This window comes from Sphingobacterium sp. MYb382 (assembly GCF_037572665.1).
Classification (GTDB): Bacteria; Bacteroidota; Bacteroidia; order Sphingobacteriales; family Sphingobacteriaceae; genus Sphingobacterium.
The window spans coordinates 66,488-84,817 of the sequence record NZ_JBBGZT010000008.1 but is presented as its reverse complement, the minus strand read 5'-3'; the positions used below and the strand labels follow the sequence as shown (position 1 = coordinate 84,817).

Annotated in this window: 19 protein-coding genes and 1 other RNA gene; 8 read left to right on the top strand and 12 right to left on the bottom strand. The window is 40.4% G+C overall.

Translation table 11 applies throughout. The annotated features are described in order from the left end of the window. Positions 1–108: 108 nt before the first annotated feature. Complete coding sequence (locus WH223_RS02300) at positions 109–3,300, top strand: AsmA family protein (protein ID WP_340045910.1); 3,192 nt, start codon at positions 109–111, stop codon at positions 3,298–3,300. A gap of 33 nt (positions 3,301–3,333) precedes the next feature. Here WH223_RS02300 and WH223_RS02295 read toward each other — a convergent pair whose 3' ends face one another. Next, entirely contained in the window at positions 3,334–4,425 is a 1,092-nt protein-coding gene (locus WH223_RS02295) for a hypothetical protein (RefSeq protein WP_340045909.1), read from the bottom strand. A gap of 147 nt (positions 4,426–4,572) precedes the next feature. Here WH223_RS02295 and WH223_RS02290 point away from each other — a divergent pair, with 147 nt between their 5' ends. Beyond that, the gene (locus tag WH223_RS02290) at positions 4,573–5,283 is read left to right on the top strand and encodes a tRNA1(Val) (adenine(37)-N6)-methyltransferase (RefSeq protein WP_340045908.1); all 711 of its coding nucleotides are present in this window, start codon (positions 4,573–4,575) and stop codon (positions 5,281–5,283) included. An 18-nt stretch (positions 5,284–5,301) separates the two neighbouring features. Continuing rightward, positions 5,302–5,796, top strand: a complete 495-nt coding sequence (locus WH223_RS02285) for a metallophosphoesterase family protein (RefSeq protein ID WP_340045907.1) — start codon at positions 5,302–5,304, stop codon at positions 5,794–5,796. Positions 5,797–5,804: 8 nt separating this feature from the next. Here the strand turns inward: WH223_RS02285 and WH223_RS02280 are convergent, their stop codons facing one another. Further along, positions 5,805–6,140: a MerR family transcriptional regulator gene (locus WH223_RS02280; RefSeq protein WP_340045906.1), complete on the bottom strand. Its 336-nt coding sequence runs from the start codon at positions 6,138–6,140 to the stop codon at positions 5,805–5,807. Positions 6,141–6,240: 100 nt separating this feature from the next. Between WH223_RS02280 and WH223_RS02275 the strand changes: the two genes are divergently transcribed. Continuing rightward, the gene (locus tag WH223_RS02275) at positions 6,241–6,591 is read left to right on the top strand and encodes a hypothetical protein (protein WP_340045905.1); all 351 of its coding nucleotides are present in this window, start codon (positions 6,241–6,243) and stop codon (positions 6,589–6,591) included. 71 nt (positions 6,592–6,662) lie between these two features. Here the strand turns inward: WH223_RS02275 and accD are convergent, their stop codons facing one another. From accD to WH223_RS02245, 6 genes are all read right to left on the bottom strand, one after another. Beyond that, complete coding sequence (accD, locus tag WH223_RS02270; protein ID WP_340045904.1) at positions 6,663–7,508, bottom strand: acetyl-CoA carboxylase, carboxyltransferase subunit beta; 846 nt, start codon at positions 7,506–7,508, stop codon at positions 6,663–6,665. A 182-nt stretch (positions 7,509–7,690) separates the two neighbouring features. Beyond that, positions 7,691–7,788: signal recognition particle sRNA small type (ffs, locus tag WH223_RS02265), an RNA gene on the bottom strand. Positions 7,789–7,870: 82 nt separating this feature from the next. Then, positions 7,871–8,098 carry a DUF6814 family protein gene (locus tag WH223_RS02260; RefSeq protein ID WP_340045903.1) on the bottom strand — a complete coding sequence of 76 codons (228 nt, stop codon included), beginning with the start codon at positions 8,096–8,098 and terminating at the stop codon, positions 7,871–7,873. A 2-nt stretch (positions 8,099–8,100) separates the two neighbouring features. After that, positions 8,101–9,639, bottom strand: coding sequence for an MFS transporter (locus WH223_RS02255; RefSeq protein ID WP_340045902.1), 1,539 nt, complete (start codon positions 9,637–9,639; stop codon positions 8,101–8,103). 17 nt (positions 9,640–9,656) lie between these two features. Continuing rightward, positions 9,657–10,535, bottom strand: coding sequence for a DNA-processing protein DprA (dprA, locus tag WH223_RS02250; protein WP_340046041.1), 879 nt, complete (start codon positions 10,533–10,535; stop codon positions 9,657–9,659). Positions 10,536–10,544: 9 nt separating this feature from the next. Continuing rightward, positions 10,545–10,760, bottom strand: a complete 216-nt coding sequence (locus tag WH223_RS02245; protein ID WP_340045901.1) for a helix-hairpin-helix domain-containing protein — start codon at positions 10,758–10,760, stop codon at positions 10,545–10,547. A 65-nt stretch (positions 10,761–10,825) separates the two neighbouring features. On the opposite strand from WH223_RS02245, the gene WH223_RS02240 reads away from it, so the two are divergent. Beyond that, a complete protein-coding gene (locus tag WH223_RS02240; protein ID WP_340045900.1) occupies positions 10,826–11,068 on the top strand; it encodes a hypothetical protein in 243 nt (80 codons plus the stop codon). 49 nt (positions 11,069–11,117) lie between these two features. On the opposite strand, the gene WH223_RS02235 is transcribed toward WH223_RS02240, so the two are convergent. The 3 genes from WH223_RS02235 to WH223_RS02225 form a co-directional block, all read right to left on the bottom strand. Beyond that, entirely contained in the window at positions 11,118–11,426 is a 309-nt protein-coding gene (locus WH223_RS02235; protein ID WP_340045899.1) for a helix-turn-helix domain-containing protein, read from the bottom strand. A gap of 162 nt (positions 11,427–11,588) precedes the next feature. Beyond that, positions 11,589–12,224 (bottom strand): 16S rRNA (guanine(527)-N(7))-methyltransferase RsmG, encoded by a 636-nt coding sequence (gene rsmG, locus WH223_RS02230; protein WP_340046040.1) that lies wholly within the window; start codon positions 12,222–12,224, stop codon positions 11,589–11,591. A 22-nt stretch (positions 12,225–12,246) separates the two neighbouring features. Continuing rightward, the gene (locus tag WH223_RS02225) at positions 12,247–13,392 is read right to left on the bottom strand and encodes a glycosyltransferase (protein ID WP_340045898.1); all 1,146 of its coding nucleotides are present in this window, start codon (positions 13,390–13,392) and stop codon (positions 12,247–12,249) included. Positions 13,393–13,549: 157 nt separating this feature from the next. Between WH223_RS02225 and tgt the strand changes: the two genes are divergently transcribed. From tgt to WH223_RS02210, 3 genes are all read left to right on the top strand, one after another. Further along, positions 13,550–14,680 carry a tRNA guanosine(34) transglycosylase Tgt gene (tgt, locus tag WH223_RS02220; RefSeq protein ID WP_340045897.1) on the top strand — a complete coding sequence of 377 codons (1,131 nt, stop codon included), beginning with the start codon at positions 13,550–13,552 and terminating at the stop codon, positions 14,678–14,680. Positions 14,681–14,787: 107 nt separating this feature from the next. Further along, positions 14,788–15,870: an LptF/LptG family permease gene (locus tag WH223_RS02215; RefSeq protein ID WP_340045896.1), complete on the top strand. Its 1,083-nt coding sequence runs from the start codon at positions 14,788–14,790 to the stop codon at positions 15,868–15,870. 2 nt (positions 15,871–15,872) lie between these two features. After that, on the top strand, positions 15,873–16,778 hold the full coding sequence (locus WH223_RS02210) for a DMT family transporter (protein WP_340045895.1): 906 nt from the start codon (positions 15,873–15,875) through the stop codon (positions 16,776–16,778). Positions 16,779–16,859: 81 nt separating this feature from the next. Here WH223_RS02210 and WH223_RS02205 read toward each other — a convergent pair whose 3' ends face one another. Next, a complete protein-coding gene (locus WH223_RS02205; RefSeq protein ID WP_340045893.1) occupies positions 16,860–18,326 on the bottom strand; it encodes a glutamate synthase subunit beta in 1,467 nt (488 codons plus the stop codon). Between the last annotated feature and the right edge of the window lie 4 nt (positions 18,327–18,330).

Genomic DNA, 18,330 nt, shown 5'->3' with positions numbered 1-18,330 from the left:
CTGCACAAATTATTGTTTTTTAGTTGTTTATAATAAAGGGGGGATTAAACGGGGCTTTCCTATTTTATGTATCTTTGCCGCGCTTGGTAGGCAGTTTTACATCCATATATGAAACAGGAAAATCTTCTTAGAATCCTTAAAAAAATAGCTAAAGTAGTGGGTATCTTTTTAGCCGTAGTGTTGATCGCTATGGTCAGCATTCCCTATTTTTTCAAAGATAGCATCAATAAAAAAGTTAAAGACATCATCAATGAGAATCTGCATGGCAGCATTGATTATGGAGACATGGACTTAAGCTTTTTTCAGCACTTTCCGGTGTTAACGGCTACCATTCATCAGGTGGATTTAAAAGGGTCAGCTCCTTTTCAGCAAGAGAGCTTAATCAAAGCGGAGCGTTTTAGTTTAGGTATTGATTTGTTGAGTCTCTTTTCGAATCAAATTAAGATTGATGGTATCTACCTGCAAAAGGCGCAAATTAAAGTGCAAGTAGCCGAAAATGGAGAAGCCAACTATAACGTATATAAAGGTACGGATAGCAAGGGGGATGATAACAAGGAGGACGATTCTTCTTCAGGTTTGGCCATTAAGCGAATTCAAGTGATAGATTCGGATTTTTCTTATGCAGACGCTTCCATACCGATGGAAATCAGTACTACAGGATTTAATTACGATGGTCAAGGGGATTTAAGTAAAGCGGTATTCGATTTAAAAACACATGCCGATATAGAAGCGCTTACCTTAAAATACGACGGAGAAACCTACGTCGATCAAAAAGAGGTACACGCTCAGTTGCTTACCAAGATTAATACAAACAATTTAGCATTTGTCTTCGAGCGTAATGATTTAAAAATTAATAAACTTCCGATAAGCTTTAAAGGGGCTTTCAGCTTTTTGTCTAATGGCTATGATATCGACTTACAGTTGAAATCGGAGAAAAGCACCTTTGCCAATCTACTGTCATTGGTTCCGAAATCATATAATCACTGGTTAGCGCAAACTGACCTTAAAGGAGACGTTGCCTTGTTCTTGAATCTTATCGGGAAATATAGCGTTGAAGAAAATTTAAAGCCTGATTTCAATTTCGGCTTGCAGATTGACAAGGGGCTTATGGCTTACAACAAGACGGCGGTACCGTTAGAAAATCTAGAACTCGACTTTAAGATTGATATGCCGGCGCTTAATTTTGACTCGCTTAAGGTAGACTTAAACAAGATGGCCTTCAAGCTGGGGTCGGGATATTTCAATACCACGACCAATATCGGCGGATTTAACCCGTTCACCATTAAATCGACCACCGATTCCCATCTGTTGCTCGACGATCTACAAAAGGCAGTAGGCTGGAACGGTCTTACCGCTAAGGGCGACTTTATCTTGAAGGCTTTGATAGAGGGTACTTATGAAACAGAAGACCTCACAGCAGCCGTTAAGAAAGGTAAACAGGTGTCGAAAATCCTTTCGATTCCTACTTTCCAGATTGAGAGCTCTTTAAAAGGAGGGTACTTAAAGCTTGATCAGATGCCAAAAGCGATAGACCTTGCCGAGTATGAACTAACAGCCGTTTCTAAGGATCATAACGTAGCAAACATCGATACTAAAATTCAGAACATCCAGATAACAGCGCTATCAAACTACCTCAAAGGCTTTATCCATTTAAAAGGGTTGACTTCTTTTGATGTAGAAGCAAATGCAGAGGCTAAAGTTGATTTAGGGGATATAAAAGATATTTATCCATTGGAAGATATGGATATCAAGGGTAATTTATTTGCCGAGGTGATTACTAAAGGTAAGTTAGATTTCAGCAAAAAGATTATTCCTGTTATCAATACCACCATCAAGATGAATGATGGTTATTTGAAAGTCGCTGCATCGCCAGTGCCACTTACCAACGTGAAGGTCGAAGCCTATATAAAAAGTGAACGTGGCTCTATGCGCGACCTGTCGGTGCGTATTGTACCTATCTCTTTTGAAGTCAATAAGCAGCCATTTTTCTTAAATGCCGATTTGAAGAATTTCGATAACATCCGCTATGAGGTCGTTTCTAAAGGTGTTGTTGAGTTAGCTCCTTTATATAAAATTTTCGCTGTAGATGGGGTTAATGTAAACGGACGTGTTAAGACTGATTTCCAATTAGCAGGTCTACAAAGTGATGCGGTCAGTGGCCGTTATAATCGTTTAAAAAATAAAGGAAGCATCGATGTAGGTAACATTCAGGTGAAGCATAGCGCGTTTCCAAAACCGTTTGTTATATCCCAAGGGAATTTCCGTTTCAACAATGAAAAGTTAGACTTTGTTAATTTTAAGGGACGTTACGGGAAGAATAAATTCACCGCTAAAGGAGCGCTAGATAATATCATTGCTTACGTGACTACTGACCAAACGGTTAAAGGGAGTTTCGAAGTGAATAGTAATGCTTTAGATATTGATGATTTTATGGCTTTTGCAGGCCCATCATCGGTTAGCACGACGAGTCAACAAGCGGCATCGGGGGTGGTTATGTTACCTAAAAATGTTGATTTAACACTGAAAAGTAGCATTCAGAAAATGCTCTATAATAAGATAGCAATCAAAAACTTTAAAGGAAAGGTTCTCCTTAATAAGGGACGATTGGAGCTTGATAGTACTGGATTTCACCTTGCGGGGATGGATGTGCTGATGGCGGGAGTCTATAAGCCTATTCATGCGAAGAAAGCTTATTTTAATTATGAAGTTAAAGCTGATAAGTTTGACATACAAAAGGCGTATCATGAAATCCCGTTGTTTAAAGAAATGGTGACTTCTGCGAAAAGTGCTTTTGGTCTTGTGTCCTTAGACTATAAGCTGGGCGGTCTCTTGGATGATAACATGAGTCCAATCCTTCGCTCGTTAGAAGGAACGGGTACATTAACGCTAGAAGATATTTCTTTTAAAGGATTTAAGTTATTGAATGCTATTGCTAAAGAAACAGATCGTGATCAGCTGATAAACCCGTCTGTAAACAAAGTAGTCGTTCGCTCATCAGTAAAAAATAATACCTTGACACTAGAGCGTACAAAGATGAAAATGGCTGGTTTCCGTCCACGATTCGAAGGGAAAGTAAGTCTTGATGGTAAATTGGATTTAGCGATGCGCCTAGGGCTGCCACCATGGGGAATCCTCGGTATTCCTTTTTCTGTTAAAGGGACGCAAGAGCACCCTATTATAAAGATGAGACGCCACAAAGCGGATGAAGAGATGGAAGATGAAATGGATGACGCTGATCGTGTGCTATACCTAAAAGAGAAAGAAGAACAAGCTAAACTAAAAAACGAATCTCCGCAATAGAGATTCGTTTTTTTTATTTGTTAGACAAACTGCTTAAAAGCGATAGAACAACTGTAAGCTTGCGTAGTTCGGTTGAATATTTGTGAGCAGGCTGTTATCCCAATTGTAAGGGATATAATGGTAGGATGCTTCTAAACCGATATATTGTTTGCCTTTTATATGGCGCATTGTTGCAAAGCCTAAAGAGCTGCGCATCGTGTTTACATTGTGAAATTTGATGCTACTCGAGTTGTAATACTCATTGCCCCACCAATTATCGGAATCGATGACCTCCGATAAGCCTGTGGCAGTAGACTCCCAGTATATACCTACCTTAGGGTAGAAAATCCAATCGTTATTGTCGTATAGTTTATAACCAAGGCTACCACCAAAGCTGTAGCTAGCACTCGAATTTATTGTTTCTGTTCTTCCATACAGTAGATAGTCAAAATCACGATCATTGCTGTTGATACGAACTTTTGCACCTATTTCATAAAGAAAATCGCTCGATAGCCTTGAGGAGAACATCAGACCGAACGTAGGATTGGTGCGGAATATTGGTCTAGAGCCTCCAATCGATGTCTCTGCTCCGGCATAGATACTTACCCCTGAACGTTCTTTATCAACAAAGGACATATTTAATGGGCTTGTTTTTCTTCGCGGCAATGCAGTGTTGTTATTCTTTTCGAAGAGGTCACTAAATTCGTTTATGCGATCGGCGAATAGTAGGGTGATTTGTTTTTCCTCTGGCTTTAAATTGAACGTAGGCGATTGTAGTAGAGCCTGCGATTTCAGCTGTACCAAGGAATCAATAGCGTGGCGCAGTGGAACGAAGTTAAAGTCGGCTTTATTATTATGGTATATTTCTGCTCTTTTTTGCTCCACACTGTAGTCCCAACGCATAATCAGAACCTCTGGATAGTTTTTAGCATAATAACTGTTGATAAGAGGCAATGTTTCTTTTTGCTCCAGTAAAGCACGTAGGATACGGAGGCGTAGCGTAAACTCACTTTCGCCACAATCGTTGTCGACACTAGCGAGTATCGTTTCTAGTTCCTCAAAATGGTTTTTTGTAAACATTGGCACAAGCTTGTCTAGCGCCGTTTTTGTACTTTGCTCGCAGCCTGTAGGCGGCGGATTTTCCATTCCAGCAAAGCTGAAAATAGGAAAATATAAGAATAGGGAAATAAGATATAGTCTGAACATAAAGTAGATATCTGCACCAAATTATGAATTTTTATTTGTTTCTTAAAATGCAGAATTTGCTTTCAAATTTAAGAGTAACTTTGCGCTATGGGTTCTGTTTTTAAATTTAAACAATTTGTGGTTGATCAGGGCAACTGTGCCATGAAGATTAATACAGATGGTGTGTTGCTGGGTGGATGGGCTACAGAAGCCAATGTGAGCGCTGTTTTAGATATAGGAACAGGCACAGGCGTGATAGCGCTTATGCTTGCTCAGCGTTATCCTGGCGCAGCAGTAGACGCCATAGAGATCGATGAGGTTGCTGCGCAGCAGGCTGCTTATAATTTTGAAGTTGCTCCTTTCACCAATAGCATGCAGGTATTGGAAGGTTCTTTTGAAGCTTATCAGGATAGCGATACGCGGTATGACTTGATTGTTTCTAATCCTCCTTTTTATACCAATGCGCTGCATAATCCCGATGCACGCAAAAAATTAGCTCGACATGCCGACGCTCCCTTTTTTGAGAAGCTTATCGCTTTCGTTGCAGCAAAATTAAACGATAATGGAAGTTTTCATTGTATCGTACCTACGGAGCTTGCTGATTGGATGGTGGCAACACTATTGCCTATGCATCAGTTGTTTCTTCAAGCGGAGCTTGAAATACGTTCTTTTGCCGAAGAGCCTGTGATTCGTAAGATTTTAAAAATTGGTAAAGAAGAGAAGAGATTACAACAGGATGGCTTGGCTATTTATGCAGAACGTGGTGTTTATTCGGAAGCTTATAAAACGGTGTTAAAGCCATTTTTTCTAGCTTTTTAAATTTGTGTTAAGAATTATATGAAGAAGATAGGACTTTTATCGGATACACACAGCTATTTGGATGATGCTGTATTTCGTCATTTTGAAAATTGCGATGAGGTATGGCATGCCGGCGATTTCGGATCCATAGAGGTGGTGGATGCATTAACCGCTTTTAAGCCTTTTAAAGGGGTATATGGTAATATTGATGGCGGGCCGATACGTCAGGCTTGTCCAGAGCATTTACGTTTTCGGTGTGAAGAAGTCGATGTATGGATGACACATATCGGTGGATATCCAGGGAGATATGCTGCTCAGGTGAAACCAGAAATTAGCGTAAATCCGCCAAAACTGTTTATCTGTGGGCATTCTCACATTTTGAAAGTGCAATTCGATCCCAAACTGCAACTTTTACATCTTAATCCAGGTGCTGCAGGCAAGCAGGGGTGGCATCAAGTGCGCACGTTAATGCGTTTTGATATTGATGGGGATCGTATAGAAAACTTACAAGTTATTGAATTGGGGACACGCTAGGTTTCCCCTTATAGGTTGTCGCGAACTTCTAAAAGGAAGCCTTTTAATTTCTCCAAAGAGTCGATAACACGCTGATTTTCTTTTACCTCATTCTTGTTACTGCGCAAATGCTCACGCGCTCCTTGAAGTGTATATCCTTTGTCTTTTACTAAGTTGAAGATAATCTTTAAATGGGTAATATCTTCTTGTGTGAAAAGACGATTTCCTTTTTTGTTTTTCTTAGGCTGAAGTACATCAAACTCACGCTCATAGAAACGAATTTGCGAGGCGTTGACACCGAACATCTCCGTCACTTCTCCCATGGTGTAGTATAACTTGTTTATTTCGCGTTCTTTGTAAGGCATAGTTTAAATTCTACTTTAAGCAAATATACAATGTATGTTTGATTTTTAAAATTTTCACACTGGGAATAATTTTGTATGCTTGTACTATAATGTTACGCCAATGAAGGGAAAGATTATCGTTAGTAAGTTTTGGACAAATTTGCTGTCGCGTAAACAGGCGGTAGCGATTACGCTTTTTCCTTTTATTTTGCTCTTGGATAAGTCGTTGAAGAATGATCGTGTATTGCTGAATCACGAACGCATCCATTTGACACAAGCACTAGAGCTTTTGGTTGTTCCTTTTTACCTGTGGTATTTTATCGAGTTTTTTATTCACTATATCGCTGTGCGTGATATGAGAAAAGCTTACTTCCGTATTTCATTTGAGCGTGAAGCCTATAGTAGAGAGCATGACCTTGCTTACCTTCAGCAGCGTAAGCTCTGGGCTTTCTGGTCTTACTTGAAGCGCTAGCCATGTATGATAAAAAAAACACCATCCTGTATGAAACGGGATGGTGTTTTTTTTATTGGTATGAACCTACGTTATTTTTTAATCAAACGTAAGTATGCAGATACTTTTTCTTTTAAGTTTCGTCTGTCGACGATAAAATCTAAGAAGCCATGCTCCAATAGGAATTCAGAAGTTTGGAATCCTTTAGGAAGGTCTTTCTTGATGGTCTCCTTGATAACACGTGGACCAGCGAAGCCGATTAATGCACCAGGCTCAGCGATATTGATATCACCTAGCATCGCATAGGAAGCCGTTACTCCACCTGTTGTAGGGTCTGTTAATAAACAAACGTACGGAAGTTTCGCTTTCGCTAATAAAGCAAGCTTAGCGGAAGTTTTTGCCATCTGCATTAAAGAGAAAGCCGCTTCCATCATACGTGCACCACCAGATTTAGAGATCAACATAAATGGAATTTTGTGCTCAATTGCATAATCAATAGAACGTGCAATCTTCTCACCTACGACAGAACCCATAGAACCACCAATGAAGGTGAAGTCCATACAAGCAATTACGATATCCTCGCCGTTCATCTTTCCGTGACCTGAACGCAATGCGTCCGTTAATCCTGTTTTCGCTTGGCTATCCGCTAGACGTACAGGGTAAGGTTTAGTATCGGAAAACTGAAGAGGGTCTCCAGAACGTAAGTTTGCAAATAATTCCGTGAAGTTGTTATCATCAAAAAGGATGGAGAAATAAGCAGCGGAACCAATACGGATATGGTAGTCACAATATTGACAAACGAATTTGTTTTCAACCTGCTCGCTATTCAATAAAGGCTTCTTACAGTTTGGACATTTATTCCACATCCCGTCTGGAGCTTCCTTTTTATTTTCAGTTGCGGTATTAATACCGGCTTTGTTTCTTTTAAACCAACTCATGTTTTTTCGTTAATTCGGACTACAAAGAAACGAAAAATATCCTAGTTATGTAAAAAGTGCAAATTAAAATTAATCAATAAGCTTAATAATGAGCTTAAATAAGACTAGATAAAGAAAGATTGTTGCTGTTGTTTGTGTGGAAATGTAGGCTTGAGGAATGATGCCCACTTTTAGAAAAAAAAAGTGGGTAAGCTACTTCTATCGCACCGCTCAACCAAATACCCTTGCTTTGTTCCCAACCTGGGGGAGTCATCGGGAGCTGGTCGTAGAAGACTTACCCGCGACAAAAGTAGGAAAAAGTTAATACTATGCAAAGTATTTATGCATTCTTTGCATAGTATACTGATATACAGTGAATAAATTTACATCTTTTCTTTGTCGTAATCTCCACGTAAGGCATAATATCCGAAAAAGATGAGCCCAACACTAATAATTGGTGTTAAAATAAAGAGAATAATAAGCCCAAAAACCAAATCTTCCTGTTTCCCGGAGGTAATTTTTGGAAGACCAAGGTAAGCGATGCTCAAGTAAGCGGTAAATATGGCCAATGCGATCCATAGGATACCTAATATTTTTTTTAGCGTTTCCATGTTTATTGTTCTAATTTATTTGCCGTCATATTTTTGCTGATGTATAAGGCCCCAATGATGAAGGATACCCCTGCAATAATAATCGGGTACCACAGCCCTGCTAAGTAGAAGTTGCTGTCATTCTTCATTTGTGCGTTGGTGGCTAGGTAGGTTGATACAGCCGGTAGTAATCCTCCGAAGACACCATTACCGATATGGTATGGTAAAGACATAGAGGTGTAGCGTATGGAGGTCGGGAATATTTCAACTAAGAAGGCCGCGATAGGACCGTAGACAAGTGTGATGTAGAATACTTGAATAAAGACGAGCAGTATCAGCTTGAAATAATTGCTTCCGTTGATGTGGACACTACTTTTAAGGGTTTCTACAGGCTTGTCATCTTTTAATATAGGCTGTTTTTGATGATCTAGCTTGGTTGTTTTTGTTTGCTTAAGTAATGTGCCATCGGCAAAATGTTGGGTGCTAACATCCAGCTGGTCGTAACCATGGTCCTTGGGTTTTACCAGTTGGTCTACACCGTGTGGCTGTTCCGTCGCTATTTTTGTGCTTAGGTTGGTTATTTGATACATGGCCTCATAAATAGGCCTGTAGGTAAGCAATGCAAGTAGCATACCTGCTAACATTAACCATTTGCGTCCTAGTTTGTCGCTTAATTTACCAAAGACTACAAAAAATGGCGTAGCAAGGAGGAGGGCTATACCTAAAATCATATCTGCCTGATTGCTCTCTAGCAGCATGACTGTCTTCATAAAGCTCATGGAGTAAAACTGTCCCGTATACCATACGACACCTTGTCCCATGGTGGCTCCAAATAAGGCTAGTAGCACAAATTTCAAATTGTAGCTGTTGCCAAAACTTTCCTTCAGTGGATTTTTTGCTGTTTTACCCTCTGCTTTCACCTTTTTAAATTCAGGTGATTCATCCATGTTCTTACGGATTAAGTAAGATACATAAACCATAAATATAGAGATGACGAATGGAACACGCCATCCCCAGTCGTCAAACTGCTGTTCTGAAAGTAGGTATCGTGTAGCGAGGATTACGGCTAGGGATATGAATAAACCAAAAGTCGCTGTTGTCTGTATCCAGGAGGTCCAATAGCCTCGTTGGTCTTTAGGGCTATGCTCAGCTACATATGTTGCTGCTCCGCCATACTCGCCTCCTAAGGCTAGTCCTTGCAATAGGCGTAAGCATAAAACAATCAAGGGAGCGAAGAAACCTATAGACTCATAGCTCGGTGTTATCCCGATTAGGAAGGTGGCACCTCCCATAAGCATCAAGGTGACCATAAAGGTGTATTTCCGACCGATAAGGTCGCCCAGCCGACCGAAGAACAAAGCCCCAAAGGGACGGACTACAAATCCTGCTGCAAAGGTTGCCAAGGTCGATAAAAAGGCCGCCGTAGGATTGTCTGAAGGGAAAAATTTGGTGGATAACACCACGGATAGACTCCCAAATATAAAGAAGTCATACCATTCAATTAGGGTGCCTAAGGAGGAGGCGCCGATAACTTTTCGTAAAGTTTTTCTTTCGGTTTCCATAATGTTGATATATAGGTTTACAATAGGTTTTTGTACTGTTTGCCGGGCAAGGCTATTATGTATTCATTTATTTCCATTTCTAGAAGGGTGCTCGCGAGCTTGCTCATTGGCCAATTTAGCTGTAAGGCTATTTCATCAATGCCAGCTTGTTTTTTATCTTCTAAAAATTGATGTATCATTTTTTCATCCGGGCGGAGTTGTGGAGGTAGTAGGTTTAATTGTTTGCCGCCTCCAGGCCTTGGCCGTTGTGCCCATCCCATAAGCTGTATGAGGTCTTCACCATTTTGAATGAGATGTGCTCGATGTGTTTTTATGAGGTAGTTGCAGCCTGCCGAATACGTTTGGTCAATCGCCCCTGGAAATGCACATACATCGCGGTTATAGCTATTGGCTATTTCTGCTGTAATAAGTGCTCCTCCCTTTTTTGCGGCTTCAATGACGACAGTTACATCGCTTAAGCCAGCAATGATGCGGTTTCGGGTCGGGAAGTTTGTGCGGTCGAGTTTTGTTTGCGAGGAAAACTCGGTGATTAGCCCTCCATGTTCAATCATTTCTTCTGCTGTACTTTTATGTGCCGCAGGATATAACTGGTCAAATCCATGGCCGAGGATACCAATGGTTGGGATATGATGTTTAAGCGCTAAGCGGTGGGCATGGATATCGATGCCATAGGCAAGTCCGCTAATGATTTGAGTCCCTGCTAAGTGAGATAGGGTTTTCACAAGTTCATCGCCTATTTTTCTGCCGTAGGCAGTCGCATTTCTAGTGCCTACAATACTGATGCAATGTTTTGGGTTGAGGTCTACAGATCCTTTATAATAGAGTAGTAGTGGGGCGTCTTCACATTGTAAAAGCCGCCTTGGGTAATCATCGTCCGTAATCCAACGGAGTTGAATATTATTTTTTTAAATGAAATATAGTTCTTCCTCTGCCTGTTGCAAATATTCTTTGGATAGGATGGCATCCACGGTTACTTGACCAATATTAGGAATAGCCAACAGCTGCTTTTTTTTAGCTTTGAAAATTTCTTCCATAGAGCCACAATGTGCCAGCAAATTGCGAGCGTTTTTAGGACCTATGCCTTTGATTTTGGTGAGTGCTATTTGCAGCAGCCTGTTCATAATTGGGTACTTAAAAATAAGAAATTAGTTTTTAAAAAACTAACTTTGTAGGAAAAACAAAATTTATGGAGTTACAAGGAGCCAAAGAACCATTCGATATTGAAATTGGTGCCACTGTTTATTCAGTTTTTCCGGAAGAGGAGGAAGTTTTTATGGTTTTTAAAGACGGATTAGAATACGTCAAAATTATTAAAGATACCGATAAGCTTTGGTTAAAGCTGGATCCAGAAACGGAGCTTCCATTGTTTGGAATGGATGAAGAAATAAACCTTATTGGCCAAAAGATTTTAGAAATCATAGGCGAATAAAAAAGGCTATGATTTTAACATAGTACGGAAGAGGATGTGATGGCGGTTTCTAAAATTTGATTGATAAGTCTAATCGGCCGCCTAAACCTTCTTCAATAATTTTTTTTATTGTTGAAAAGCGTACGTCTTTTACATTATTCTCAATTTTTGAGATATTACCCTTACTGGTCCCTATTTTTTCAGCAAGCTGTTCTTGTGTCATGCCTTTTTCTTTACGGGCTTGTTGAATGATAACGCCAATCTTAAAATCAGTATAACCTTCTTCAAACGCATCACGTGAAGGAGTTCCTATTTCTCCAAATTCATCATTAATAAGTTCTTCTAAAGAAGTGAGAATTTTACTTTTTTCCACTTTCATACTTTAAGTCATCTTAATTAAAGATAATTAAAAGTTGTCTAATAATATAACTTTAGGTGTTCGTATTTTATTCCTGTTGGTTTTAGAGATTATTTTTTAATAAAAATGCCCCCAGAAAGTGTCTAACTTTTTGGGGGCATTGTATTCATGGAGCCTTTTTTATTACATTGGTATGTAGACCAATTGTTTCGTTTCAAAGAAATCTTCTTCGAAGTAGGAAGATAAAGAATGTAGTTCTGCACGAACTCTAGCCTCTTTAATTTCTTCTTTCAAATCTCCTCCTTTAAGGTATAAGATGCCGTTTGGCAATCCATTTTTATCTTTCTTTTCAATTTTGTTGCGTACCCAAGGCATGAAATCAATCAATCGCGTTACAGCACGTGAAACAACAAAGTCGTATTTTTCTTCTAATTCTTCCGCACGTAGGTGAAAAGCTTCTACGTTTTCTAATCCGATAGCCGCAGCTACCTCCCGTACCACTTTAATTTTCTTACCAATAGAATCAACTAGCTGGAATTGTACTTCCGGGAAGAGGATGGCTAAAGGGATGCCTGGAAATCCACCACCAGTTCCTACATCTAAGATTTTGGTGCCTGGTGTGAAGCTGGTCATAAACTTGGCAATGCCTAAGGAGTGGAGCACATGGTGTAGGTAGAGCGAAGATATGTCTTTGCGCGACACTACATTAATCTGGTCATTCCAAAAAGGGTATACCGTTTCTAGTTCAGCAAACTGTTTTTTTTGTTTTTCCGTTAATTTCGGAAAGTACTTGAAGATTATATCTACCGTAGGGTTCATCATAAGCGTATTCATTAGGGAATTAAGACCAGGAGACTTGTTTTTTCTTTCTGGTGAATAATCCGTTGATGCAAATATAGAAATAGTAAAAAAGGTCTAGAAATGGAAGCCATAGTAAAAGATCTTTTACCCCTAGTTTTCTATATATTTTGCTAAAAATAATATATTGAGCGATTAAGCGTAGTAAGTAAATGGCTACAGGTACCTGCCAGTAGCTCGGGAATATTGCTGCAAAGGCAAATAGGGCTACATAGAATAAGACGGCAGATAGCAGCTGTGTAGCAAGCATTCTTTTATGTGCTGATTTGTAGAGTACAGAAGCACCAGCATGTCTTCCTTTTTGTTTGTAATAGCTTTTCCAGGTTGTCTTTGGAACAGAATAAGTGAAAGCATCCTTATCGATGGCGATGCGTACATTCTTCTTTGTCGCATTATGGTTGACAAATAAATCGTCATCGCCTGATTTAATATGCATGTGCTTGTTGAAGCCTTTGCCACGGAAGAAAAGACTCTTTGTGTAGGCAAGGTTTCTACCAACACCCATGTAGGCATTTTTCTTTAGGGCATAAGCTAAGTAGCTCATTGCTGTGTGGCTGGTCTCGAAGCGAATAATCCTGTTGAGCATTCCCTTATGGCGGAAATATGGGGAGTAGCCCAATACAATCTCGGTATCTTCGGTAAAAGCACCTGCAATTTCAGCTAGCCATAGCGGTGAGCTCGGCTCACAGTCGGCATCTGTAAATACCAGATGTTCGTACTTAGAAGCCTTGATTCCCATTGTTGCAGCGAATTTCTTGGAGTGCTTCAATTGGATATGATCCTGAATGGTGGTCACTTTAAGTTTATCTGGATATTGAGCTGAAAATTCTTGCAATACCCACTCTGTATCATCACTGGAGCAGTCATTAACAACAACGACTTCAAAAGTAGGGTAGTCTTGTGTTAAAATAAGCGGTAAGAAACTACGTAGATTCTCCTCCTCATTGCGTGCACAAATAATGATGCTGATAGGCTTTTGGTCGCCATTATCACGCTGTGATTGTACCCGATGGCCAGCGAGCCTTCCATATACAAAAAAGATGTAATAGAGCTGTATACCTAAAAGTAAAACTAAAATTCCCAGAGGTATGACGGGAATAGTAGTGAAGTATGACATTAGCTGATCCATAGTATTTATTAGCGAGTTCAAAGATAAGGTCTTCTAAGAAGATTAGACGGAGAAAAAGGTAAGTTTTATTAAGATTTTGTTCCTTAGTCGTTTCCTCGCATTTTTTATTTTATTTTTGCAGGGATTTTGCCATTAGGGTAGGAGGGACAAGATAACTATGAAATTTACGCTTCAAGCACAAGATAAAGCATCAAGCGCCAGAGCTGGTGTATTAGAAACAGCACACGGACAGATCCAGACGCCGATTTTTATGCCAGTAGGTACAGCAGGTACTGTGAAGGCTGTTCATCAGCATGAGTTGGTGAACGATATTCAGGCACAGATTATTTTAGGTAATACCTATCACTTGTATTTACGTCCAGGATTGGATGTTATTAATAAAGCAGGTGGTTTACATAAATTTATCAACTGGGATGGTCCAATCTTAACCGATTCGGGAGGCTACCAGGTATACTCGTTGACAGAGGTACGTAAGATTCGTGAGGAAGGTGTTACCTTCCGTTCGCACGTTGACGGTTCTAAGCATTTGTTTACACCAGAAAACGTGATGGATACACAGCGTGTCATTGGTGCTGATATTATTATGGCTTTTGATGAGTGTACTCCTTATCCATGTGACTACAATTATGCACGTAGATCATTGGATATGACACACCGTTGGTTGAAGCGTTGTGTCGATCGTTTTGATTCTACCGATCCGCTTTATGGCTATGATCAAACCCTTTTTCCGATTGTTCAAGGGTCAACGTATAAAGATTTACGTGCCAAGTCGGCAGAGGTAATTGCTTCGTTCAACCGTGAGGGAAATGCAATTGGTGGTCTTTCTGTTGGTGAGCCTGCAGATGAGATGTATGCAATGACCGAGGTGGTAACGAACATTCTTCCGAAAGATAAACCTCGTTATTTGATGGGTGTTGGTACGCCAATCAACTTATTAGAGAATATTGCTTTAGGTATTGATATGTTTGACTGTGTGATGCCTACGCGTAATGCACGTAACGGGATGCTTTTCACGCAGAATGGTATTATCAATATTAAAAATGAAAAATGGAAAGCAGACTTCTCGCCAATTGAGGCAGAGAGTGATTTGTTGGTAGATCAGATCCATACCAAAGCATATTTACGCCACTTGATTCGTTCACAAGAAATTTTAGGTGCACAGATTGCATCACTTCATAATTTACATTTCTACTTATGGCTTGTGAAACAAGCGCGTGAGAAAATTATTGATGGTACTTTCTATGATTGGAAAGAGAAAATGGTGAAGACATTAGGTCAACGTCTGTAAGGACGGTAGCCATCGTAGCAGGTTAAAAGAATAAGCTATTAACTTCTTTTAACCTGCTTTTTAAATTTGATTTTTTACATTTGAGTTCACACGCATTTAATTAGGGAATGAATATTATTGATCGCTATATCATCAAAAAATACCTGAGCACCTTTGCCTTTACGGTTGGTATTTTTATCGTAGTGATTGTGGTATTTGACGTATCGGAAAAGCTAGATGACTTCTTGAAGTATAAGGCGCCGATGAGTAAGGTCTTTTTTGAGTACTATGCCATGGGCAGTATTCCTTTTTTCCTGAATATGCTAACACCACTGATCAACTTTATTGCCGTTATCTTCTTCACCTCGAAGATGGCCGATCAGACGGAGATTGTCCCGATTTTAAGTGGCGGGATGAGCTTTAATAGATTCCTAAGGCCTTATATGATTGCCGCAGGGATCATTTTTACATTTACCTTTGTTTCCAATATCTGGATTATCCCTTATACCAATAAGGTTAAGATTAACTTCGAAAATGTATATGTGAAGCCCAATCGGGTAAGTTCTTCGACGTTGTCGACACACATGCAGATTGATTCAAATACGTATGTGTATATCGATAACTATGATATTCGCTCGAATGTAGGCTACAATTTTTCTTTGGAGAAGTTTGATGGTGATAAGTTAACGGAGAAGCTAATGGCTAATCGTATAACGTGGAACCCAGAGCTTGAAAAATGGAAGATTGAAGATTATACCGTACGTAAGATTGATGGCCTTAAGGAAACAATGGATCAAGGTACGGTGCGTGACACCACATTAGACATGCTACCTCGGGATTTTGAGGTGTACGACAACGTGTTTACCGCCATGGATACCAAAGAGCTTAATCAACGTATTGAGAAAGAAGAGATCCGGGGAACGGGGATGATGACTGATTTACTGTTGGAGAAATATAAGCGTTATATCGGTCCTTTTTCTGCGTTCATCTTGACCTTGATGGGGGTATCTTTATCGTCCAAAAAGGTGCGCGGAGGTATTGGTTTAAGTTTGGGTATTGGTATTGCCTTGAGTTTCACCTTCCTGTTGTTGGTTCAGTTTTCAACCATGTTCTCCCTAAAAGGAGGACTACCACCTCTACTAGCAATTTTAATTCCTAATGTCCTCTTTTTGGCCTTAGGTTTCTGGCTTAAACATAAAGCTCCTAAATAAAAATGCGCGGCATTTCTTTCAACAAAAATATCCTCATTTTACACCTAACGGTATTAATTTGGGGATTTACAGGTATTCTAGGGGATTTAATCTCCGTATCTGCCCTTCATCTTGTTTGGTATCGCGTGCTAATCGCTAGCCTTTCCTTGATGGCTTATTTTCTATTCACAGGACAATCTATGCGTGTTGACCGTGGGCGACTCATTCAGTTTTTGCTGGTGGGTGGTGTTGTCGGCTTACATTGGGGTTTGTTTTTTCACGCTATTAAAATCTCTACGGTATCGGTTACACTGGTGACTTTATCTGCCTTAACGCTATTTACGTCTATTTTAGAACCACTAATTAATCGAAAGAAGTTTTCGATAGCTGATGTGATTGTTGGGCTAGTAACTATTTTTGGTATTTACTTGATATTTAAGTTTGAGTTTCAGTACCTATGGGGGATTATATTTGGTCTTTCCTGCGCTTTTTGTGCGAGCTTTTTCTCGGTGATGAACGCGCGTATGGTGAAGCATAGCAGCGCTCCCTTGATTACGTGTTACGAAATGATAGGCGCCTTCTTCTGGCTGTCTTTATATATGCTTTTTACAGGAGGCTTTACCGCGGATCTTATGCTCAGCACGCATGATTTAGGCTACCTCTTACTGTTGGGCGTTCTCTGTACCGCCGTAGCTTATGTGTTGGGGGTATCGGTGATGAAAGAATTGAGTGCCTTTACGGTGGCGCTAACGACGAATATGGAGCCTGTATATGGTATCATCCTTGCGCTACTAATTTTTGGAGAGAAGGAAACGATGAGTACGGGGTTTTATATGGGTGCTATTATTGTGCTTTGTGCCGTATTTGTATACCCTTACCTCAAGACAAAAATGGAACGTAAAAGCGCTGCAAAAGCAAGTATATCCTAAGGAAATTTTATAAAAAAATAAAGCCGGATTGGGGATCCGGCTTTTTTACTTATGGACAGGGATGTCCATAAGTATATGAAATTAAGCGTATGAGACTAGTTTATCTTTAGATGCTAACTCGGTGTAACCCATTAAGTATTCATCTACTTTGCGTGCGCATTCGCGTCCTTCGGAAATCGCCCATACAACAAGCGACTGTCCTCTGCGCATATCACCTGCGGTAAAAATATGATCTACCGAAGTTTTGTATTGACCTTCTACAGCATCAACATTGCCACGTGCATCCAATTTAAGACCCAGCTGCTCGATTAACCCTTCGCGTTGCGGATGTAAGAAACCCATCGCTAGTGTCACCAACTCGCAAGGAATCTCGCGCTCGGAGCCAGCTACCTCTGCGAATTTTGTCGGACGGCCTAAGGAATCGGTTTCCCATTCAAGGTCGACCACCAAAGCGGCACGTAATTGGCCTTTTTCGTCACCCAAGAAAGCCTTCGTGCTTACACTCCAGTAGCGTTTACAGCCTTCTTCATGCGAGCTTGTTGTCTTAAGCAACATTGGGTAGGTAGGCCATGGCATCGCCGCAGTACGTTGTTGCGGTGGTTGTGGCATCAACTCAAATTGAGTGACCGATTTGGCACCATGTCGGTTAGAGGTTCCGACGCAGTCGGAACCTGTATCTCCACCACCAATGACTAATACATTTTTGCCTTGTGCATGGATTTCAGTTTCTTCAAAAGAGGAGTTTCCTACTCTTTTGTTTTGCTGCTTTAAAAATTCCATAGCATAATGTACGCCTTTGAGTTCTCTTCCTGGGATTGGTAGGTCGCGCGGAATGGTTGATCCTCCAGCTAAGACAACGGCATCATAAGCCTGTAGTTCGCTAGTAGGTACATTTTTACCCACTTCGGCATTCGTACGGAACGTAATACCCGACTGTTCCAAGATGCTTAAACGACGGTCGATAACCGATTTATCAAGCTTGAAGTCTGGAATTCCATAGCGTAAAAGACCGCCAATCTTATCGTCGCGCTCGTATACAACAACCTCATGACCTGCGGCATTAAGCTGCGTTGCGGCAGCCAACCCTGCAGGGCCAGAGCCTACGACGGCCACCTTTTTGCCCGTTTTTAGTTGGCTCTTATTTGGCTGTACGTAGTTGTTTTTATACGCTATCTCGATAATATGTTTTTCAATTTCTTCAATAGAAACAGGCGATTTGTTAATGCCCAACACGCAGGCTGCTTCGCAAGGTGCCGGACAAATACGACCCGTAAACTCAGGGAAGTTATTGGTACTTGTTAATATTTGGTACGCTTCTTCCCAACGTCCATCATATACGGCATCATTGAATTCTGGGATAACATTGCCCAGTGGGCATCCCGAGTGGCAAAAAGGAATACCACAATTCATGCAACGTGCTGCTTGCTGATTAAGTTGTTCGTCGGAATAGCTATGTACAAATTCCTGATAATTTTGTTTTCTGCTTTCTGCCGCATCTTTTTGCGGAAGCGTTCTTTCAAATTCTAAAAATCCTGTCGGTTTTCCCATGATC

Excerpts from the sequence above, each read along its gene's own strand:
- WH223_RS02300 (WP_340045910.1), top strand. The coding sequence starts at position 109 with ATGAAACAGGAAAATCTTCTTAGAATCCTTAAAAAAATAGCTAAAGTA.
- WH223_RS02295 (WP_340045909.1), bottom strand. The coding sequence starts at position 4,425 with ATGGAAAATCCGCCGCCTACAGGCTGCGAGCAAAGTACAAAAACGGCG.
- WH223_RS02290 (WP_340045908.1), top strand. The coding sequence starts at position 4,573 with ATGGGTTCTGTTTTTAAATTTAAACAATTTGTGGTTGATCAGGGCAAC.
- WH223_RS02285 (WP_340045907.1), top strand. The coding sequence starts at position 5,302 with ATGAAGAAGATAGGACTTTTATCGGATACACACAGCTATTTGGATGAT.
- WH223_RS02280 (WP_340045906.1), bottom strand. The coding sequence starts at position 6,140 with ATGCCTTACAAAGAACGCGAAATAAACAAGTTATACTACACCATGGGA.
- WH223_RS02275 (WP_340045905.1), top strand. The coding sequence starts at position 6,241 with ATGAAGGGAAAGATTATCGTTAGTAAGTTTTGGACAAATTTGCTGTCG.
- accD (WP_340045904.1), bottom strand. The coding sequence starts at position 7,508 with ATGAGTTGGTTTAAAAGAAACAAAGCCGGTATTAATACCGCAACTGAA.
- WH223_RS02260 (WP_340045903.1), bottom strand. The coding sequence starts at position 8,098 with ATGGAAACGCTAAAAAAAATATTAGGTATCCTATGGATCGCATTGGCC.
- WH223_RS02255 (WP_340045902.1), bottom strand. The coding sequence starts at position 9,639 with ATGGAAACCGAAAGAAAAACTTTACGAAAAGTTATCGGCGCCTCCTCC.
- WH223_RS02245 (WP_340045901.1), bottom strand. The coding sequence starts at position 10,760 with ATGAACAGGCTGCTGCAAATAGCACTCACCAAAATCAAAGGCATAGGT.
- WH223_RS02240 (WP_340045900.1), top strand. The coding sequence starts at position 10,826 with ATGGAGTTACAAGGAGCCAAAGAACCATTCGATATTGAAATTGGTGCC.
- WH223_RS02235 (WP_340045899.1), bottom strand. The coding sequence starts at position 11,426 with ATGAAAGTGGAAAAAAGTAAAATTCTCACTTCTTTAGAAGAACTTATT.
- rsmG (WP_340046040.1), bottom strand. The coding sequence starts at position 12,224 with ATGAACCCTACGGTAGATATAATCTTCAAGTACTTTCCGAAATTAACG.
- WH223_RS02225 (WP_340045898.1), bottom strand. The coding sequence starts at position 13,392 with ATGGATCAGCTAATGTCATACTTCACTACTATTCCCGTCATACCTCTG.
- tgt (WP_340045897.1), top strand. The coding sequence starts at position 13,550 with ATGAAATTTACGCTTCAAGCACAAGATAAAGCATCAAGCGCCAGAGCT.
- WH223_RS02215 (WP_340045896.1), top strand. The coding sequence starts at position 14,788 with ATGAATATTATTGATCGCTATATCATCAAAAAATACCTGAGCACCTTT.
- WH223_RS02210 (WP_340045895.1), top strand. The coding sequence starts at position 15,873 with ATGCGCGGCATTTCTTTCAACAAAAATATCCTCATTTTACACCTAACG.
- WH223_RS02205 (WP_340045893.1), bottom strand. The coding sequence starts at position 18,326 with ATGGGAAAACCGACAGGATTTTTAGAATTTGAAAGAACGCTTCCGCAA.